The sequence below is a fragment of the Antarcticimicrobium sediminis genome (assembly GCF_004348975.1).
Classification (GTDB): domain Bacteria; phylum Pseudomonadota; class Alphaproteobacteria; order Rhodobacterales; family Rhodobacteraceae; genus Antarcticimicrobium; species Antarcticimicrobium sediminis.
In genome coordinates this window covers 23,033-40,116 of sequence record NZ_SMFP01000003.1, presented here as the reverse complement: position 1 = coordinate 40,116, position 17,084 = coordinate 23,033, and the positions used below count along the sequence as shown (strand labels likewise).

At 64.2% G+C, this 17,084-nt stretch carries 15 protein-coding genes and 1 tRNA gene; 10 read left to right on the top strand and 6 right to left on the bottom strand.

Translation table 11 applies throughout. From position 1 onward, the window contains the following. Window positions 1-3 precede the first annotated feature (3 nt). Entirely contained in the window at window positions 4-930 is a 927-nt protein-coding gene (gene argF, locus E1B25_RS05725; protein WP_132827798.1) for an ornithine carbamoyltransferase, read from the top strand. A gap of 226 nt (window positions 931-1,156) precedes the next feature. Here argF and hrpB read toward each other — a convergent pair whose 3' ends face one another. Continuing rightward, a complete protein-coding gene (hrpB, locus tag E1B25_RS05720) occupies window positions 1,157-3,634 on the bottom strand; it encodes an ATP-dependent helicase HrpB (protein WP_132827796.1) in 2,478 nt (825 codons plus the stop codon). Window positions 3,635-3,805: 171 nt separating this feature from the next. Between hrpB and meaB the strand changes: the two genes are divergently transcribed. The 4 genes from meaB (at window position 3,806) to E1B25_RS05700 (ending at window position 6,281) form a co-directional block, all read left to right on the top strand. Then, on the top strand, window positions 3,806-4,783 hold the full coding sequence (gene meaB / locus E1B25_RS05715; protein WP_132827794.1) for a methylmalonyl Co-A mutase-associated GTPase MeaB: 978 nt from the start codon (window positions 3,806-3,808) through the stop codon (window positions 4,781-4,783). 207 nt (window positions 4,784-4,990) lie between these two features. Next, complete coding sequence (gene rpmB, locus E1B25_RS05710) at window positions 4,991-5,278, top strand: 50S ribosomal protein L28 (protein ID WP_132827792.1); 288 nt, start codon at window positions 4,991-4,993, stop codon at window positions 5,276-5,278. Window positions 5,279-5,379: 101 nt separating this feature from the next. After that, window positions 5,380-5,730, top strand: a complete 351-nt coding sequence (locus tag E1B25_RS05705; protein WP_132827790.1) for a hypothetical protein — start codon at window positions 5,380-5,382, stop codon at window positions 5,728-5,730. Window positions 5,731-5,780: 50 nt separating this feature from the next. Beyond that, the gene (locus tag E1B25_RS05700; protein WP_132827788.1) at window positions 5,781-6,281 is read left to right on the top strand and encodes a copper chaperone PCu(A)C; all 501 of its coding nucleotides are present in this window, start codon (window positions 5,781-5,783) and stop codon (window positions 6,279-6,281) included. Between the two features lie 133 nt (window positions 6,282-6,414). Here the strand turns inward: E1B25_RS05700 and E1B25_RS05695 are convergent, their stop codons facing one another. Then, window positions 6,415-7,107 (bottom strand): NAD-dependent deacylase, encoded by a 693-nt coding sequence (locus E1B25_RS05695; protein WP_132827786.1) that lies wholly within the window; start codon window positions 7,105-7,107, stop codon window positions 6,415-6,417. A gap of 53 nt (window positions 7,108-7,160) precedes the next feature. On the opposite strand from E1B25_RS05695, the gene E1B25_RS05690 reads away from it, so the two are divergent. Further along, a complete protein-coding gene (locus tag E1B25_RS05690) occupies window positions 7,161-7,622 on the top strand; it encodes a low molecular weight protein-tyrosine-phosphatase (protein WP_132827784.1) in 462 nt (153 codons plus the stop codon). Window positions 7,623-7,796: 174 nt separating this feature from the next. Here E1B25_RS05690 and E1B25_RS05685 read toward each other — a convergent pair whose 3' ends face one another. From E1B25_RS05685 to E1B25_RS05675, 3 genes are all read right to left on the bottom strand, one after another. Continuing rightward, window positions 7,797-8,762: a LysR family transcriptional regulator gene (locus E1B25_RS05685; RefSeq protein WP_132827783.1), complete on the bottom strand. Its 966-nt coding sequence runs from the start codon at window positions 8,760-8,762 to the stop codon at window positions 7,797-7,799. A gap of 396 nt (window positions 8,763-9,158) precedes the next feature. Next, window positions 9,159-9,467 carry a hypothetical protein gene (locus E1B25_RS05680; RefSeq protein WP_132827782.1) on the bottom strand — a complete coding sequence of 103 codons (309 nt, stop codon included), beginning with the start codon at window positions 9,465-9,467 and terminating at the stop codon, window positions 9,159-9,161. 167 nt (window positions 9,468-9,634) lie between these two features. Continuing rightward, entirely contained in the window at window positions 9,635-10,495 is an 861-nt protein-coding gene (locus tag E1B25_RS05675) for an N-formylglutamate amidohydrolase (RefSeq protein ID WP_132827780.1), read from the bottom strand. A 149-nt stretch (window positions 10,496-10,644) separates the two neighbouring features. Here E1B25_RS05675 and E1B25_RS05670 point away from each other — a divergent pair. The 3 genes from E1B25_RS05670 (at window position 10,645) to E1B25_RS05660 (ending at window position 12,178) form a co-directional block, all read left to right on the top strand. Continuing rightward, window positions 10,645-10,719 (top strand) — tRNA-Val (locus E1B25_RS05670). Window positions 10,720-10,796: 77 nt separating this feature from the next. Next, window positions 10,797-10,922: a type B 50S ribosomal protein L36 gene (gene ykgO / locus E1B25_RS05665; protein ID WP_132827779.1), complete on the top strand. Its 126-nt coding sequence runs from the start codon at window positions 10,797-10,799 to the stop codon at window positions 10,920-10,922. Window positions 10,923-11,194: 272 nt separating this feature from the next. Continuing rightward, window positions 11,195-12,178 (top strand): extracellular solute-binding protein, encoded by a 984-nt coding sequence (locus E1B25_RS05660; RefSeq protein WP_132827777.1) that lies wholly within the window; start codon window positions 11,195-11,197, stop codon window positions 12,176-12,178. Between the two features lie 223 nt (window positions 12,179-12,401). Here the strand turns inward: E1B25_RS05660 and E1B25_RS05655 are convergent, their stop codons facing one another. Beyond that, complete coding sequence (locus E1B25_RS05655) at window positions 12,402-14,102, bottom strand: ABC transporter permease (protein ID WP_206338509.1); 1,701 nt, start codon at window positions 14,100-14,102, stop codon at window positions 12,402-12,404. A 159-nt stretch (window positions 14,103-14,261) separates the two neighbouring features. Here E1B25_RS05655 and polA point away from each other — a divergent pair, with 159 nt between their 5' ends. After that, on the top strand, window positions 14,262-17,072 hold the full coding sequence (polA, locus tag E1B25_RS05650) for a DNA polymerase I (RefSeq protein ID WP_132827776.1): 2,811 nt from the start codon (window positions 14,262-14,264) through the stop codon (window positions 17,070-17,072). The last annotated feature ends 12 nt before the right edge of the window (window positions 17,073-17,084 follow it).

Below are 17,084 nucleotides of genomic sequence, written 5' to 3'. Positions count from 1 at the left end.
AACATGAATCATTTCCTAGATATCCACAAAACCGACCCCGCCGAGTTGCGGGGGATGATCGACAAGGCCGCCGAGATCAAACGCGCCCGCGATGGCCGCCCCAAAGGCGCGCTTGATGACGATCAGGCGCTGGCCGGGCGCATGGTCGCGCTGATTTTTGAAAAACCCTCGACCCGGACCCGCGTGTCTTTTGATGTTGGTGTGCGCCAGATGGGCGGGCAGAGCATGGTGCTGTCGGGCAACGACATGCAATTGGGGCATGGCGAAACCATCGCCGACACCGCCCGCGTGCTGTCGCGCTATGTCGATCTGATCATGATCCGGACCTTCGATGAAAGCGTGCTGATCGAGATGGCCGAATACGCCGACGTGCCGGTGATCAACGGGCTGACCGACCGCACCCACCCGTGCCAGATCATGGCTGATATCCTGACCTATGAGGAACATCGCGGCCCGATCCGGGGTAAAAAGGTGGTCTGGGCCGGGGACGGCAACAACGTCTGTGCCTCGTTCCTGCATGCCGCCGGGCAATTCGGGTTCGACTTGACCTTTACCGGTCCGGCGCAGCTGGACCCGGAAGAGGAATTCGTCGGGCTGGCGCGCAAGGCGGGCAGCACGGTGGTGATCGAACGCGACGCGTCCAAGGCGGTCGAGGGCGCCGATCTGGTGGTCGCCGACACTTGGGTCTCGATGCACGACAGCCAAAGCTCCAAGGAGCGCCGTCACAACATGCTGCGCCCCTATCAGGTCAATGCGGAGCTGATGAAACATGCCAAACCCGACGCGCTGTTCATGCATTGCCTGCCTGCGCACCGGGAAGAAGAGGTTACCTCGGGGGTGATGGATGGGCCGCAATCGGTGATCTTTGACGAGGCCGAAAACCGGCTGCATGCGCAAAAAGCGGTCATGCGCTGGTGTCTGGGCGTGTGATCCCCGCGCCCTGACAGCGGCTTTCCGCGTTTGCTCCCCTTAAGGGGGCAAATGGCAGACAAGGCACCCGGGCCAGCAGGTCGGGGTGCTTCTGCGTTTCTGGGGGAGCCTGCGGCGCGAGTATTTGGACCAAGAAGAAGCTGGGGCGGCGCGATATGAACCGGACGTGACTTGTGCGCGTCGGGTCGCAAGACGCTGCGCCAAACTAGCCGTCAGACAGGGGGGGCTACTGCCGTCGCTTGACCCGCAGAGTGGGGTCGGCCTGGGTTGGGTCTTCGGGCCAAGGGTGTTTGGGGTATTGCGCGCGCATGTCCTTGCGCACATCGGCATAGGAGCCGGCCCAGAATCCGGGCAGATCGCGGGTCACCTGGACCGGGCGTCGGGCGGGAGAGAGCAGCGTGATCTTCAGCGGCACACCGCCGCTTTTGGGATGTGTCGTCACCCCGAACAGCTCTTGCAGCCGCACCGCGATTTCCGGTCCCTCGCCACCCCCGTAGTCAATCGGCACCTTGCGCCCCAGCGGGGTGACAAAGGCGGGTGGTGCACGGCGGTCAAGCTCTTGCGTCTGGTCCCAGTTCAGCACCGCTTGCAGCGCGGGTAGCAGATCGAATTTGCGCCACGCCTCGCCCGTGCGCACGGGGCCGAGCATCGGTAGCAACCAATCTTCAAGGTGGGCCATCAGCCCCTCGGCGGAGAAGTCGGGGAAATCGCCGCCCTCGGCGCGCACCAGTTCCACCCGTGCCGCCAGCCGCGCCGCCGCCCCCTCCAGCCGAAGGCCCAGATCGCGCACCCCTTCCAGCATGGCGCGCGCCACCTGTTCGGGTGGCACATCCTTCCAGAGGCGGTCGTCCAGCACCAGCGCGCCAAAGCGTTCCTGTTTGCGCGCCACCACCCGGCGTTCGCGCTTGGACCAGTCACACAGATCGACCCAGCCGATCTGATCCGCGAACAACTCGCGGATTTCGCGTTCCGAGATCTGCGCCGCCAGCCTGATCCTGGCCTCGCGCGGGTCGCCGTCCAGATCTGTGGCCACGATATAGGGGGCCCCTGCCAGCCCGTCGCCGGGGGCCATCACCGCGCCCTTGCCGCCCGAGAGCACATAGCGCGGCGCATCGCCCTTGCGGCGCTGCCCGATCCGGTCGGGATAGGCCAGCGCGGCCATCGCCGCCGCCCCCAGCCCCGGCAGATCCGCCCGCTTGACCTGTGGGCGCAACCGTTTGACCTCGGTTCGGATCTGTTCCAGCGCCGGGCGCAGCACCTCATAGGGGCGGTCGCGGGCAAAGCGTTTTGGATCGCGCAGCGCCTCCAGTCGTAGCGAGAGGTCGCAGGGCGCGCCGCGCAGCGGATCGCGGGCCTCGATCAAGGCCGCCAGTGGGGCGGCCTCGGGGCCAGCGCGCACCAACATATGCGCCACGCGGGGATGCAACGGCAGCGCCGCCAGCGCCCGGCCATGATTGGTGATTCGCCCCTTGGCATCCAGCGCGCCCAGCATTGTCAGCAGCGCCCGCGCCTCGGCCAGTGCACCCACGGGCGGCGGGGTGAGAAACGCCAACTCGCTTTCCGAGGCCCCCCAAACGGCGAGTTCAAGCGCCAGCCCGGTCAGATCCGCCGCCTCGATCTCGGCCGGGGGGAAGGCCGCCAATGCGCCCTCCTCGCCCTTGGTCCAGAGCCGATAGCAGACCCCCTTGGCGACCCGTCCGGCGCGCCCCGCCCGTTGCGTCGCTTCGGCGCGGGTCACCTTTTCGGTGACCAGCCGCGACATGCCAGAGCCGGGATCGAACCGGGCGCGGCGTGCCTGTCCCATATCGACCACCACACGCACGTCTTCGATGGTCAGCGAGGTCTCGGCGATCGAGGTGGCCAGCACGATCTTGCGCCCCGCTTGCGCCGGTTGGATCGCCGCACGCTGGGTGGCAAAGGGCAGAGCACCGTAAAGCGGGCGGATCTGACATGTCGCGGGCAGATGCCGCGCCAAGGCCGCCTCGGTCTGGCGGATCTCGCGCTCTCCGGGCAGGAAGACGAGGATGCCGCCGCCACTCGCGCGCGTGTCCTTCTCGGCCTGCAGCACCAGATCGGCCAGCGCATCGCCACGCCGCACGCGGGCGGCAAGCGGCTTGTCGAGCCAGCGGGTCTCGACCGGAAAGCTGCGCCCTTGGGAGGTCACCACCGGGGCGTCCATCAGCGCCCCCACCGGGGCGGCATCCAGCGTTGCGGACATCGCCAGCAGGATCAGGTCAACGCGCAGGGCATCGGCGACCTCAAGACACAGCGCCAGCCCAAAATCGGCGTTCAGCGAGCGTTCGTGGAACTCGTCAAAGATCACGGCGCCGACGCCCGACAACTCCGGATCGGATTGCAGCATCCGCGTCAGGATGCCTTCGGTCACCACCTCTATCCGGGTATGTTTCGAGATCTTGGCCTCGCCGCGGATGCGATAGCCGACGGTGTGTCCGGGGGCTTCGCCCAGCGTCTCGGCCATGCGCTCGGCCGCGGCGCGCACGGCCAGTCGGCGCGGCTCCAGCATCACGATGCGCGCCCGCTTATCCCCGCTGGTGCAAAGCCCGGCGTCGAGCATCGCCAGCGGCACCCGCGTTGTCTTGCCCGCGCCCGGCGGGGCCTGCAAGACCGCGCGCCCACGGCTGCGCAGCGCCGCAATTATCTCGGGCAGCACAGCATCGATGGGCAGGGCAGGGGCGGCACACATGGCCAGCCTTTTCCGCCAATTCGCTGCCGCTGTCTAGCGCCGGGGCGAGCGAATCCCCTTGGCATATGGACGGCAAACAGGCCCGGTTTCAGACCCGACCCTGTCGGGCTCGGCTCTGGACAAGGCGCGCCTGCGCAAGGCATGTAAGGTGCCGGGCAGCAGGATGATATGATGCAGATAGATAACTGGGGCGACAAGATCTTGAACGGTGATCGCCGGGCGCTGGCCCGCGCCATCACGCTGGTGGAAAGCAACCGCGCCGATCATCGGGTACAGGCGATGGAATTGCTTGATTACCTGCGCCGGGCCAAGCGGCAAGCGATCCGGATTGGCCTGTCCGGCACGCCGGGGGTGGGGAAATCCACCTTTATCGAGGCCTTCGGCATGATGTTGACCGGTCAGGGGCTACGGGTGGCGGTGCTGGCGGTCGATCCGTCCTCGGCGCGCACGGGGGGCTCGATCCTGGGCGACAAGACGCGGATGGAACGGCTGAGCCGGGACAAGAACGCCTTTATCCGCCCCTCGCCCAGCCAGACCCATCTGGGCGGTGTCGCGCGACGCTCGCGCGAGGCGGTTACCCTGTGCGAGGCGGCGGGGTTCGACGTGATCCTGATCGAGACGGTGGGCGTTGGTCAGTCCGAAACCGTGGTGGCCGAGATGTCCGATCTGTTTGTATTGCTGCTGGCGCCTGCTGGCGGCGACGAACTTCAGGGCGTCAAGCGCGGCATCATGGAGATGGCCGATCTGATTCTGGTCAACAAGGCCGATGGCGATCTGAAACCGACGGCCACCCGTACCTGTGCCGATTATGGCGGCGCATTGCGTCTGCTGCGCAAGCGGCCGCAAGACCCCGAAGGCTTTCCAAAGGCGATGATGGTTTCGGCCTATGAGGGGACCGGGCTTGCCGACTCCTGGACCCAGATGCAGGCGCTGGTCGAGTGGCGGCGAGACAATGGTCATTGGGATCGCCGCCGCGCGCAACAGGCGCTGTACTGGTTCGACCAAGAGGTGCGACAGGCGCTTCTGGCCCGCTTGGAAAGCCCGCAGGCCCGCGCTGCGATGGCGGCCTTGTCGGATCGGGTGGCTGCGGGCGAAATCACCCCCGCAGGTGCCGCCGCCGAGATGCTGGAAACGCATTTGGGCGGTTGAGCGCATTGATGTTCGCAGCCGATCCGAAACCTGTGCAAAACCCGCGCGAAACACCGGGGCCGGGGCTTGACGACTCCCTGTGCCCAGCGTAATAGCCTGCGAACAAGATTCCGGGCGCTGCCTAAGCGGCGCCCCTGTTATTTGCAGGGCCATGCAGGGGCGAGATGCCTCTGACTGCCGCGCCCGAAAAAAGACGAGGATGTGCCCATGTCGCGCCGCTGCGAACTGACCGGAAAAGGCCCGATGACTGGCAACAATGTCAGCCATGCCAAAAACAGAACCCGTCGCCGGTTTCTGCCGAACCTGAACGATGTGACGCTCCAGTCCGAAACCCTGAAGCGCGGCATCAAGCTGCGCATCTCGGCGTCGGCGCTGCGCAGCGTTGATCACCGGGGCGGGCTGGATGCCTTCTTGGCCAAAGCCAAGGACGAGGAACTTTCGGCCACCGCGCTGAAAGTCAAGAAAGAGATCGCAAAGGCCGCTACCGTAGCCTGATCCAAGCGATTTTGACGACATTACCGCGACCCCGCGCCACAGGCGCGGGGTTTTGCGTTGTGCTTGCATATTAGGCAGTTGCGCGCCTATATCCTGTCATAATGAGCAAGACGCTGCGCACATATCTGGGCCTTCTGCTGGTCGCCGCAATGGTGTTCACCAGCCACAGCATGGCCATGGCCCGGGGCGCCACCGGCCCGGCGGGTCAGATCGTGCTTTGCACCGGGACCGGCCCGGTCGCGGTCTATGTGGACGAAGACGGCCAGCCGATCGGTCGGCCGCACATCTGCCCCGATTGCGCGTTGCATCTGCTAGCGGCCATCGCCGCGCCGGACATCCAACCGGTGCCCTTGGTCACAGTGGCCCGCAAACAGCCCTTTGCCAGCTGCGCAACCCATGCCGAATCGCGCGCCCTGACCGCCTCTGCGCGCGACCCTCCTGCCGCGGCCTGATCAAAACCTTTCCCTATCTTTCAGACAGTCAACGCAAGAGGAGACAGAAAATGTCCTTCAAATCCACTTTGTTCGCCGCCGCCGCCGCCCTGAGCTTTGCCCTGCCCGCCTTTGCCGGCGATATCATGGTGCAAGACCCCTACGTCCGCACATCGACGATGATGTCGAAATCCGGCGCGGCCTTCATGACATTGATGAACCACGGCAGCGAAGATGACCGCCTGGTTTCGGCCAGCTCCGACGTTGCCCAGCGGGTTGAGTTGCACACGCATAAAGAGGATGCCAATGGCGTCATGCAGATGCTTGAGGTCAAAGAGGGCTTTCCGGTTCCTGCCGGTGGCATGCACGCGCTGGCGCGGGGTGGCGATCATGTGATGTTCATGGGCTTGAACCGCCAGTTGGCACAGGGCGATATCGTCACCCTCACGCTGACCTTCGAAAAGGCTGGCGACATGACGGTCGAGGTGCCGGTCGATCTGGACCGCAAGCCGATGAACGGCATGAAAATGAACATGCAACATCAGCAAGGCGGGATGAAAAAAGACAACTGATCCTGTCTTACCGCTGAACCCTATGACGGTCGCGCCGGATCTCCGGCGCGGCCTTTTTCATGGCCCTCGTGCTTCTTCTTTGTCCAAATACTCATATCACCAGCTGCGGACATTAGCGCGGCGCTCGATGGAATCAGCCTGCCAACACCGCGCGCACCCACTCCGGCACCGTTTGCGTCGCGGGGCCGAATCGGGTTTGCGCGAATCGCGATACCGTGGCCGAGGGCTCCAGATTCAGCTCGATGGTCTGCGCCCCGGCGGCTGTGGCCTCCTGAACGAATCCGGCGGCCGGATAAACTTGGCCAGATGTGCCGATCGCGGCAAAAAGATCCGTTGTCGCCAAATGGTCGAAAATTTCGTCCATGAAATAGGGCATCTCGCCGAACCAGACGATATCGGGGCGCGCGGTGGGGCGGTGGCAGGCAGGGCAGGGGGCGCCCGGCTCCATCCTTGCCGGTGCCGGCCATCGGTGGCCACAGGCGGCGCAAAGCGCACTGTCGAGCCGCCCATGCATGTGCAACACGCCCTGAGTGCCGGCCCTTTCATGCAGGTCATCGACATTCTGGGTGACGATCACCACCTCACCGGGCCAATCGGTCTGCAACTGCGTCAGCGCCAGATGTGCGGCGTTAGGTTGGGCTTCGGCAGCCTGAGCGCGGCGCATGTTATAGAACTCCTGCACCAGCGCGGGATCGCGCGCGAATCCTTCAGGCGTTGCCACATCTTCGATCCGATGCTGCGCCCACAGCCCGCCCTCGTCGCGAAAGGTGCCCAGCCCGCTTTCCGCCGATATCCCGGCGCCGGTCAGAATGGTGATTTTCGTCATCGGCTTTTCCATAGACTCTTGATCCCCTATCAAAGTGACGAAAGGAGCCGCCGATGACCACCCGAATTCTGTTTGTCTGCCTTGGGAATATCTGCCGCTCTCCAGCGGCCGAGGGCATTGCGCGGTCGTTGATGCCGGGGCTTGCGTTTGACAGCGCCGGCACCTCTGGCTGGCATCTGGGCGAGCCGCCCTATGGTCCGATGCAGGCCGCCTCGGCAAGGCGCGGTATTGATCTGAGCGGTTTACGCGCGCGGCAAGTCTCGCCCGAGGATTTTCACCGCTTCGATCTGATTCTGGCGATGGATAGCGACAATCGAGACGAGATCGAGGCGTTGCGCCCGGCGGGGTCGGACACCCCGGTGCGGCTGTTCACCGACTATGCGCCAGAAATCGCGGGTGAATCTGGACCCGACCATGTGCCCGATCCCTATTACACTCGCGATTTTGACGGGGCGCTTGATCTGATCGAGGCTGCGGCGCTTGGGTTGAAACGGGCGCTTGGCACCGGTGGTTGATCCGCGATTTTAAGGGAAACCGAAACTGTCAGGTCGTGATGCGAATGCTCGACCCGCCTGTCTTGCGTGGATCTGCTCCGGAGAACGGGACGCGGTGACCGCCGTGCGCAGGTGCGCCTGCCCATGCCTCCCCTGTCTCCTGCGCACCGCCTCTCACCCTGCACCGCAGAGGCTTCAGTCGTCGAGTACCCGAAGCTGTCCGGCCAGCCATGGCACCCGGTTGATCGCCGGCCCGATCATCTTGCTGTCGACCAGTCGGCGGATGGTCTGGGCCACGTCACGCGGCACCCGGTCGGCCCAGTCGGTGGCGGCAAACAACGAGATGGTGCGCGAGAATGCCGCAAAGGGCAGCGCAAATACGTCAAGGTCGTCGTGGAAACGGCCCGCGCGCATATAGCCCAGCGGCGTGGTCACCGCCCAGCCGATCCGGCGCGCCACCATCGCCATCAATGCCAAGTGAGAGCCGATCTCGAACCGCTCTTCAAAGTCCAGTTTCTGGCGCGAAAGATGCGCCTCGATCTGGCGGCTTATCAACTGTTCGCGGGCATAGCGAAGCAGCGGCAACCCAGCCAGTTCGGCCAGGATATTATGGTGATCCGTCACCATGCCGCGGGGTGCCACCAGAATGAACGGGTCGCGCACCAGTGGGTATTCCGCGATGCCCTCGCGCAGCTCTCCGGTGCTGGCGGCCACCGCGATATGCAGCCGCCGCGCCTCCATCGCTTCGGTGATCTCATGGCTGGGGGCGGTGATCATCTTGAACCGGCAACGGGTCAGGCTGTCGGCCAGAATGGTGACCAGACGGGGGGTCAGGTCGTTGTCGAAATCGTCGATCAGCCCGAACGACAGCGTGGTCAATTCGCTCAGGTCCATCACCGTCAGCTCGCTCTGGGCCAGTCGCAGTTCCGACAGTACCGCTTCGGTCCGGGCGAGAAAGCCGCGCCCCGCCGGGGTCAGGACCATCGGCCGCCGCCCGTGATCGACCAGATTGGCCCCCAGTGCGGTTTCCAGATTGCGCAACTGTTGGCTGACCGCTGGCAGGCTCAGCCCGGTGATTTCGGCGGCCTGCGCCACCGACCCGGTCGTGGCCAGTGCCGCGAACACCTCCAGCCCGCGCAGGGTGATACCTTTCATGAGCATGGAACAGCCTCCGTCAGTTTCGCCTTTTGTGAATATAGCGGCCCTCTGGGTCAAGTCCCACAGTTCGGGAGGTGGCCAAGATGGATTCTGAAATTCTGCAGTCCGCCCGCTCAATTCCCGCGCAGGAGGGGACGATCTTGCCGATGCCATGCGCCTGATGCAGGCCCGTCTGGATGAAGGGGGCCAAGTGGGGGTTGGGCCGTCAGGTCCTGCTTGAGTCCCGCAGCGGCGATAGCCGCGAGAGCAATAAATACAACTGTAACGTGGTGATTGGTCTTGCCGATGAATTCGCCCGGCGGGCACGGACGGGCGAGAGGCCCGCGACAGCGCCACGGTCCAGTGGCACTAGATCAGGGCCGCCAGATCAAGGGCCGGCCGGACCGGATCAGTAAAAAGTCAGCCGCAGCTTTGCGCGGCGCGTTCGCCGAATGACTTATAGCGTTTCCACAGCTTTTCGTCGCGGGCGGAATCCGACTGGCGTGCTTCCTGCGCTTGATGCGGGTCCCCGAACCAGCGCGCCACCTTGCGCCGCTCCAGCGCGTTCAGGCTGCTGTTGGCGACCTTCTGGATGCAACTGCACAACTCAGGCGAGGCCTTGCGATTCGACTGCATGCAGGCCCGCGCGATCACATCTGCCTGGACCGGTGTTGGCGCAGTCCAACCCAGCGTTCCGGCCATCAGCGCGATGATGAGATGGTGTTTCATTGCGGTCCCCGTTGCCCAAAACGCCCTGCATGATCCGGCCCGGGCGCGGCCTGCGGCGCACTATGTCTCATTCTCCGCTGCGGGTGCAAGGGGGGGGCAGGTGCAAGGGCAGGGGCACAGGTGCAAGGGAGGGGGGGGGCCGTTTCGCGGCCGCGTCCCTTCGGAGGCTATTCCGCTGCCAGCGGCAACTCCTCATAACCGATCGCGGCGATTTCGGCGATCACCCCGCGCAACAGCGTCCGGAACGCGTCAAAATCTGCATTCGGCGTGATCTTGCGCTCGTTCATATAGACGGCGCGGTCGATTTCGACCTGAATCGCATGTTGGCGGCGCGAGGGCCGACCATAGGCCTGAGTGATATAGGCCCCGGCAAAGGGCGCGTTGCGCGATACCGTCAGCCCGGCCGCGGCAAAGGCGGCCTCGACCCGGTCGACGATCTCGCTGTCGGCGGCGGCACCAAAGCGGTCGCCCAGAACGATCTCGGGGCGTGGTGTGGTGGTGCGCGCGACGCCGTCCATGGCCTCATGCGGCATGGAATGACAATCGATCAGGATGGCCTGGCCGAACAGGTGATGCGCCTCATCCAGCAGATCCTGCAAGGCCGCGTGATAGGGGCGCCAGTGCTGGTCGATTCGCGCCTGCGCTTCCTCCATCGTGATCTTGCTGCGATGAATCGCGCGCCCATTGGCGACGACGCGGGGAATCACCCCCAAGCCCGAGGCAACGCGGGGGTTGTGGCTTGGGCGGTGCGCCCCCGCGATCAACGCTGGGTCAAGCTCATCCGGGCTGCGGTTGAGATCGACAAAGGCGCGCGGCATGTTGGCACACAGCAGCGGAGCGCCGACTTCGGGGGCAGATTCGAACAATCGGTCGACAAAGGCATCCTCTGAGGATCGAATCGCATGACGGTCCAGCATCGAGCGGCGCACGAACCAATCGGGGTAATCACAGCCGCTGTGAGGCGAGGCAAAGACAACGCTGGACAGGCGCTGTTCCGGCTGGATCGTATGAAACGAGGTCTGGGACATCGGGACTCCTTGGTCAGGAAAAACATAGCTCGCAAAAAGCCCTGTCAAAAGCCCTTGATAACCCCAACGAGTCCTTTTATAGACCCCGCTACCGGCGCGGAAATATGCGCCCCGTTTTCTTTATGGGGCCGGTCCGAGCCAGTATTCATGGGCGGTTAGCTCAGTGGTAGAGCACTTCGTTGACATCGAAGGGGTCACAAGTTCGAACCTTGTACCGCCCACCATGAATTCACGGTCCCGGGCAACCGGGGCACCCGCCAACTCAGGCGCTGGCCCGCGCCGCTGGAACAGGAGACAGACCATGAAGGTCAAGAACTCGCTCCGCTCGCTGAAGAACCGGCATCGTGATTGCCGGGTCGTGCGTCGCAAAGGCCGCGTTTACGTGGTCAACAAGACTCAGCGCCGGTTCAAAGCCCGTCAGGGCTGAGATCACCGGAAACGGACATTAAAAAAAGACCGTGCCTCTCGGGGCGCGGTCTTTTTCGTGTTGGGGCGGGACTTCGTCTTGATTCGGCGCGGCCTTGGCGCTCGCTTCGCCCGGGGCGTTCGGTCGTACATTTCCGATCAAAAGACTCAGTTTTGGTTTGCGCGCGCCGTGGAATCGGGTATCTGATGATTTCAGTCGGGCATTGGCCCGCGTCCTGAAACAACATGGGATCCGAGATGCGACATATTTTGACATGCGGCTCTGTCGCCCTGATGACGATGCTGACCCCGGCCGCGCTGCTGGCGGAGGATGAGGTCAACATTTACTCCTCGCGCCACTACGACACTGATGAGCGGCTGTATTCCGACTTCGAAGAGGCCACCGGCATCACCGTGAACCGGATCGAGGGCAAGGCCGACGAGCTGATCGCCCGGATGCTGGCCGAGGGGCGAAACTCTCCCGCCGATGTCCTGTTGACGGTGGACACCTCGCGGCTTCAGCGGGCCAAGGATGCCGGCGTGCTGCAATCCATCGACAACCCGGTGCTGGAAGCCCGTGTGCCGGGCTATTTGCAGGACGTCGACAACCAGTGGTTCGGCTTTTCGCAGCGGGCGCGGATCATCTTCTATGACAAGACCGAGATGACAGATCCGCCGCGCACCTATCTCGACCTCGCCGACCCGAAATACAAAGGTCTGGTCTGCATCCGGTCGTCGTCGAACACTTATAACCAGACCCTGCTGTCGGCGATCATCGAAACCCATGGGCGCGAGGTCGCTCGCGACTGGGCGCAAGGCGTGGTGGCGAATATGGCCCGCTCTCCCCAGGGCGGTGATACCGACCAGCTGCGCGGGATCGTGTCGAGGGAATGCGAGATCGCGGTTTCCAACACCTATTATTTTGCCCGCGCCCTCCGGACCGAAGTGAGCGGGGTGAGCGACAAGATCGACATGTTCGGCTGGGTGTTCCCGTCACAGAACGCCGAGGGCGCACATATGAACCTGTCCGGCGGCGGCGTCGCGGTGCATGCGCCGCATAAGGAGAACGCGATCAAGTTCCTGGAATACCTTTCCAGCGATCAGGCGCAGAAATATTTCTCGGCTGGCAATGATGAATACCCTGCCGTTCCGGGCGTCGGCCTGTCCCCAAGCGTGGCGGCGCTGGGGTTCTTCAAGCCTGACGATGTCGACCTGTCGGCGGTGGCCAAGAACCTGCCAGAGGCGCAAAAAATCTTCAACGAGGTGGGCTGGGAATAACCCCACCCCGACTTGTCAGATAACCGGGCGCGGGGGCTTCTCCCGCGCCCTTTTTGTTGGCGCGGTGCCGGTGGTCGACGGTGGATTTGAGTATTTTGAACAAGAAGAAGCGCCCCGTGCCCCTCGTCTTCTTCTTGGTGAAAATACTCCGGGGGAGGCCTCAGGCCGGGGGCAGGGCCCCCTCTTTCTTGTCTCGGATCCGGTTCGGACGCGGCTGCGCCCCTTAGTTGCGTCGCCCCACTTGACGGCAGATCAGGATCACTGGCAGCAACCCTACAGCCATGATCACCAATGAGGGCACCGCCGCGCCTTCCAGCCGCTCGTCCGAGGCCAGGCGATAGGCTTGGATGGCCAGTGTGTCATAGTTGAAAGGGCGCATGATCAGCGTGGCGGGCAGTTCCTTCATCACGTCGACAAAGACGATCAGCAGCGCCGTCAGCAGGCTGGGGGTGAGGATCGGCAGGTGGACCCGGCGCAGGGTGCCCAGCGGGGTTTCCCCCAGTGAGCGGGCGGCGGCGTCCATATGTACATGCACGGTGCTTTGCCCGCCCTCATAGGCGCCCAATGCGGCAGCGAGAAAGCGCACCATATAGGCGGCCACCAAAAGCCAGATCGATCCGGTGACCAGCAGCCCGGTCGAGATGTCGAAGGTGGCGCGCATCCAGCCATCAAGCGCGTTGTCAAAGGCCGCGAAGGGCACCAGAAGCCCCACCGCGATCACCCCGCCCGGCACCGCATAGCCCAGCCGCGCCAGATAGGCGGCGGTGCCGGAACGGCGGCCGGGGCGCAACCGCTGGAAAAATCCCACCGTGATGGCGGCGGTGAGCGTGACCAGCGCGGCGGTGCCTGCCAGCGTGATCGAGTTGCGGATGAAGCCGAGATAGCGGTGGCTGAGCAGATTCTGTTCCGACCCCAGCCCCATGGTGAACAGGATTGCCGCCGGCAACAGGAACCCCAGTAGCACTGGCAGCGCGCAAAGCGCAAAGGCCAGTGCCGCCTGCATCCCTTTAAGCTGGGCTGGCGGCATCTTCATGTGCCGCTTGCCGGCGTGGTGATAGCGCGCGCGCCCCCTTGTGCTGCGCTCGGCCACCGCCAGTATCAGGGCAAAAGCCAGCAGGCACAGGGCAAGTTGCGCAGCAGCGGCGCGGTCGGCCATGGTGAACCAGCTGGTATAGATTCCGGTGGCAAAGGTCTGCACCCCGAAATAGGCGACGGTGCCGAAATCGGCGATGGTTTCCATCACGGCGAGCAGTACGCCGCCGGCAATGGCGGGGCGGGCCATCGGCAAGCTGACGCGCCAGAACGCGCTCCAGCCGCTGTGACCAAGGGTGCGCGCGGCCAGAAAGGCACCCGCGCTTTGCTGCAGGAACGCGGCGCGGGAGAGCAGATAGACATAGGGGTAAAACACCAGGATCAGCATCACCGCCGCGCCCCCCAGCGAGCGGATTTCGGGGAACCAGTAATCGCGCGGCCCCCAGCCGGTGACCTGGCGCAGGGTGGATTGCACGATGCCGGGGTGATCGAGCAGATGGGTATAGGCATAGGCCAGCACATAGGCGGGCATCGCCAGCGGCAGCACCAGCGCGATCTCCAGCAGTCGCACACCGGGAAAGCGGGTCATGGTCACCAGCCAAGCCGCGCCCACCCCGATCGCAAAGGTGCCAAGGGCCACCAGCGCCACCAGAACCAGCGTCGCGCCCGCATAGCCGGGCAGCACCGTCTGCAACAGGTGGCGCACGGTTTCGGTGCCGCCGCTGAACGCGGCAATGGCCACCGCGATCATCGGCAGCAGACAGGCGGCGGCGACCAGCGTGGCAAGCCCGCCCAACAACCGGGTGCCACGGCTGCCTTGGTGACGGCTGCCATGGGCGGCGTATTCGATGCCCGGTGTTTCGATGCCTGGTGTTTCGCTGCTCTGGGTCACGGGGACGGCCTCGGGTCGGTTTCGGCGCTTCTTTATCCTAGTTTAATTGTCGGACTTCCAGAGGCAATTGTCCTGCCCGCAGGTGCGCCATTGCCACTGGCCCCCGCGTGGCGCGCGTGGCATTACGGGCACGCATCACCGGCAAGGGAGACGAGGCCCATGAAATTTGGAAAAGGCTGCCATCTGAACCTGATTGACGGCTCGGCTTTTATCTTTCGCGCCTTTCACGCGCTGCCGCCGCTGACGCGCAAATCCGACGGGTTGCCAATTGGGGCGGTCGCGGGCTTTTGCAATATGCTGCAAAAATATGTCGAGGATGCCTCTGGCCCCGATGCGCCGACCCATGTTGCGGTGATCTTTGACAAGGGCAGCCACACGTTTCGCAATGACATGTACGACCTCTACAAGGCCAACCGCGAAGAGATGCCCGAGGCGCTGCGTCCGCAGATGCCGCTGACGCGCCGCGCGACCGAGGCGTTCAACATCGCCTGCAAGGAGTTGGAGAATTACGAGGCGGACGACATCATCGCGACGCTGGCGGTGCAGGCGCGCGCGGCTGGCGGGCGGGTGACGATCATCAGCTCGGACAAGGATCTGATGCAGCTGGTCGGCGGCGGGGTCGAGATGCTGGACGCAATGAAGAACCGGCGCATCGACCGCGACGGTGTGCGCGAGAAATTCGGCGTCGATCCGGAGCGGGTGGTGGATGTGCAGGCCTTGGCCGGTGACAGCGTTGACAACGTGCCCGGCGCGCCCGGCATCGGCATCAAGATCGCCGCACTGCTGATCAACGAATTCGGCTCGCTGGAAGCGCTGCTGGACCGCGCCGAAGAGATCAAGCAACCCAAGCGGCGACAAACCCTGATTGAAAAACGGGACCAGATCGAGATGTCGAAGAAACTGGTGCAGCTTGATTGCGAAACTCCGCTGGATTTCACGCTCGACGATCTCGAGGTGCGCGATCCGGACCCCGACGTGCTGCTGCCCTTCCTCGCCGAGATGGAATTCCGCACCCTGAGCAAGCGCATCGCCGAAAAGATGGGGGTCAAGGCGCCGGTGATTGCGGAGACTCCCGTGGCGCAGCCGGGCGAAGCGGGGGAGGCTGCGCCGGAAGCGGTGCCGTTCGACACCGGCGCCTATGAATGCGTGCGTGATCCGGTAGCACTGGCGGCTTGGGTCGCGGCGATTCGCGACCGGGGTGTGGTGGCGGTGGATACCGAGACCACCGGGCTGGACGAAATGGTGGTCGATCTGGTCGGCATCTCGTTGAGCACGGCGGCGGGCAAGGCCTGCTACATCCCGCTGACCCACAAGGCGGCGGGGCGCGGCGATGATCTGTTCGGCTCCGACGATCTGGCCGAGGGGCAGATCCGGCTGGATCAGGCTTTGGCGCTACTGAAGCCGGTGTTGGAGGATCCCGCGATCCTCAAGATCGGGCAGAACATGAAATACGATGCCAAGATCTTTGCCCGCTATGGCGTCAATGTGGCGCCGATCGACGACACGATGTTGTTGTCCTACGCGATGCACGCAGGGCTGCACGGGCACGGCATGGACGCGTTGAGTGATCGCTATCTGGGGCATACACCGATCCCGATCAAACCGCTGCTGGGCAGTGGCAAATCGGCGATCACCTTTGACCGGGTGCCAATAGACGAGGCCACCGCCTATGCCGCCGAGGATGCCGATATCACCTGGCGTCTGTGGGAGACATTCAAGCCGCAGTTGCACCGGGCGCAGGTCACCACCGTTTACGAGACACTGGAGCGACCCTTGGTTCCCGTGCTGGCCGAGATGGAAATGACCGGCATCAAGGTGGACCGCGATGTCCTCAGCCGGATGTCGAACGCCTTTGCCCAGAAGATGGCCGGGCTTGAGGCCGAGATCCACGAGTTGGCGGGCGAGACATTCAATGTCGGCTCTCCCAAGCAATTGGGCGAGATCCTGTTCGACAAGATGTCGCTGGAGGGCGGCAAGCGCGGCAAGACCGGGGCCTATGCCACCGGCGCCGACGTGCTGGAAGATCTGGCATCCGAGGGGCATGATCTGCCGGCCCGCGTGCTGGACTGGCGGCAGTTGAGCAAGCTGAAGTCGACCTATACCGACGCCTTGCAGGACCACATCAACCCGGACACCGGGCGCGTGCATACCTCCTATATCATATCGGGGGCGGCGACCGGGCGGCTGGCCTCGACCGATCCGAACCTGCAGAACATCCCGGTGCGCAGCGAAGAGGGGCGGCGCATCCGCGAGGCCTTTGTGGCGGAGGAGGGCAAGGTTCTGCTCAGCCTCGACTATTCCCAGATCGAACTGCGGATCTTGGCCCATATCGCCGATCTGTCCGGCATGAAGGCAGCCTTTGCCGAAGGGCAGGACATTCACGCCGCCACGGCATCAGAGATGTTCAACGTGCCATTGGACCAGATGACACCGGAAATCCGGCGGCAGGCCAAGGCGATCAATTTCGGGGTGATCTATGGCATCTCGGGCTTTGGTCTGGCGCGCAACCTGCGGATCCCTCGATCCGAGGCGCAGGGCTTTATCGACCGCTATTTCGAACGGTTCCCCGGCATCCGGACCTATATGGACGAAACCAAGGCCTTCGCCAAGGAACACGGGTTTGTGCGCACCCTGTTCGGGCGCAAGATTCACACGCCCGAGATCAACGCCAAGGGGCCGCGCGCCAGCTTTGCCTATCGCGCGGCGATCAACGCGCCGATTCAGGGCACGGCGGCGGATGTGATCCGCCGGGCGATGATCCGGATGCCGGCGGCGATCAAGGGTCTGCCGGCCAAGATGCTGTTGCAGGTGCATGACGAACTGATCTTCGAGGTCGACGCAGACGCCGCCGACGAGCTGACGACGCGCGCCCGTGCCGTGATGGAGGGCGCCGCCGATCCGGTGGTGCATCTGGACGTGAAACTGACCGCAGAGGCCGGGCGCGGGGCGAACTGGGCCGAGGCGCATTGATCCTTTGCCCGG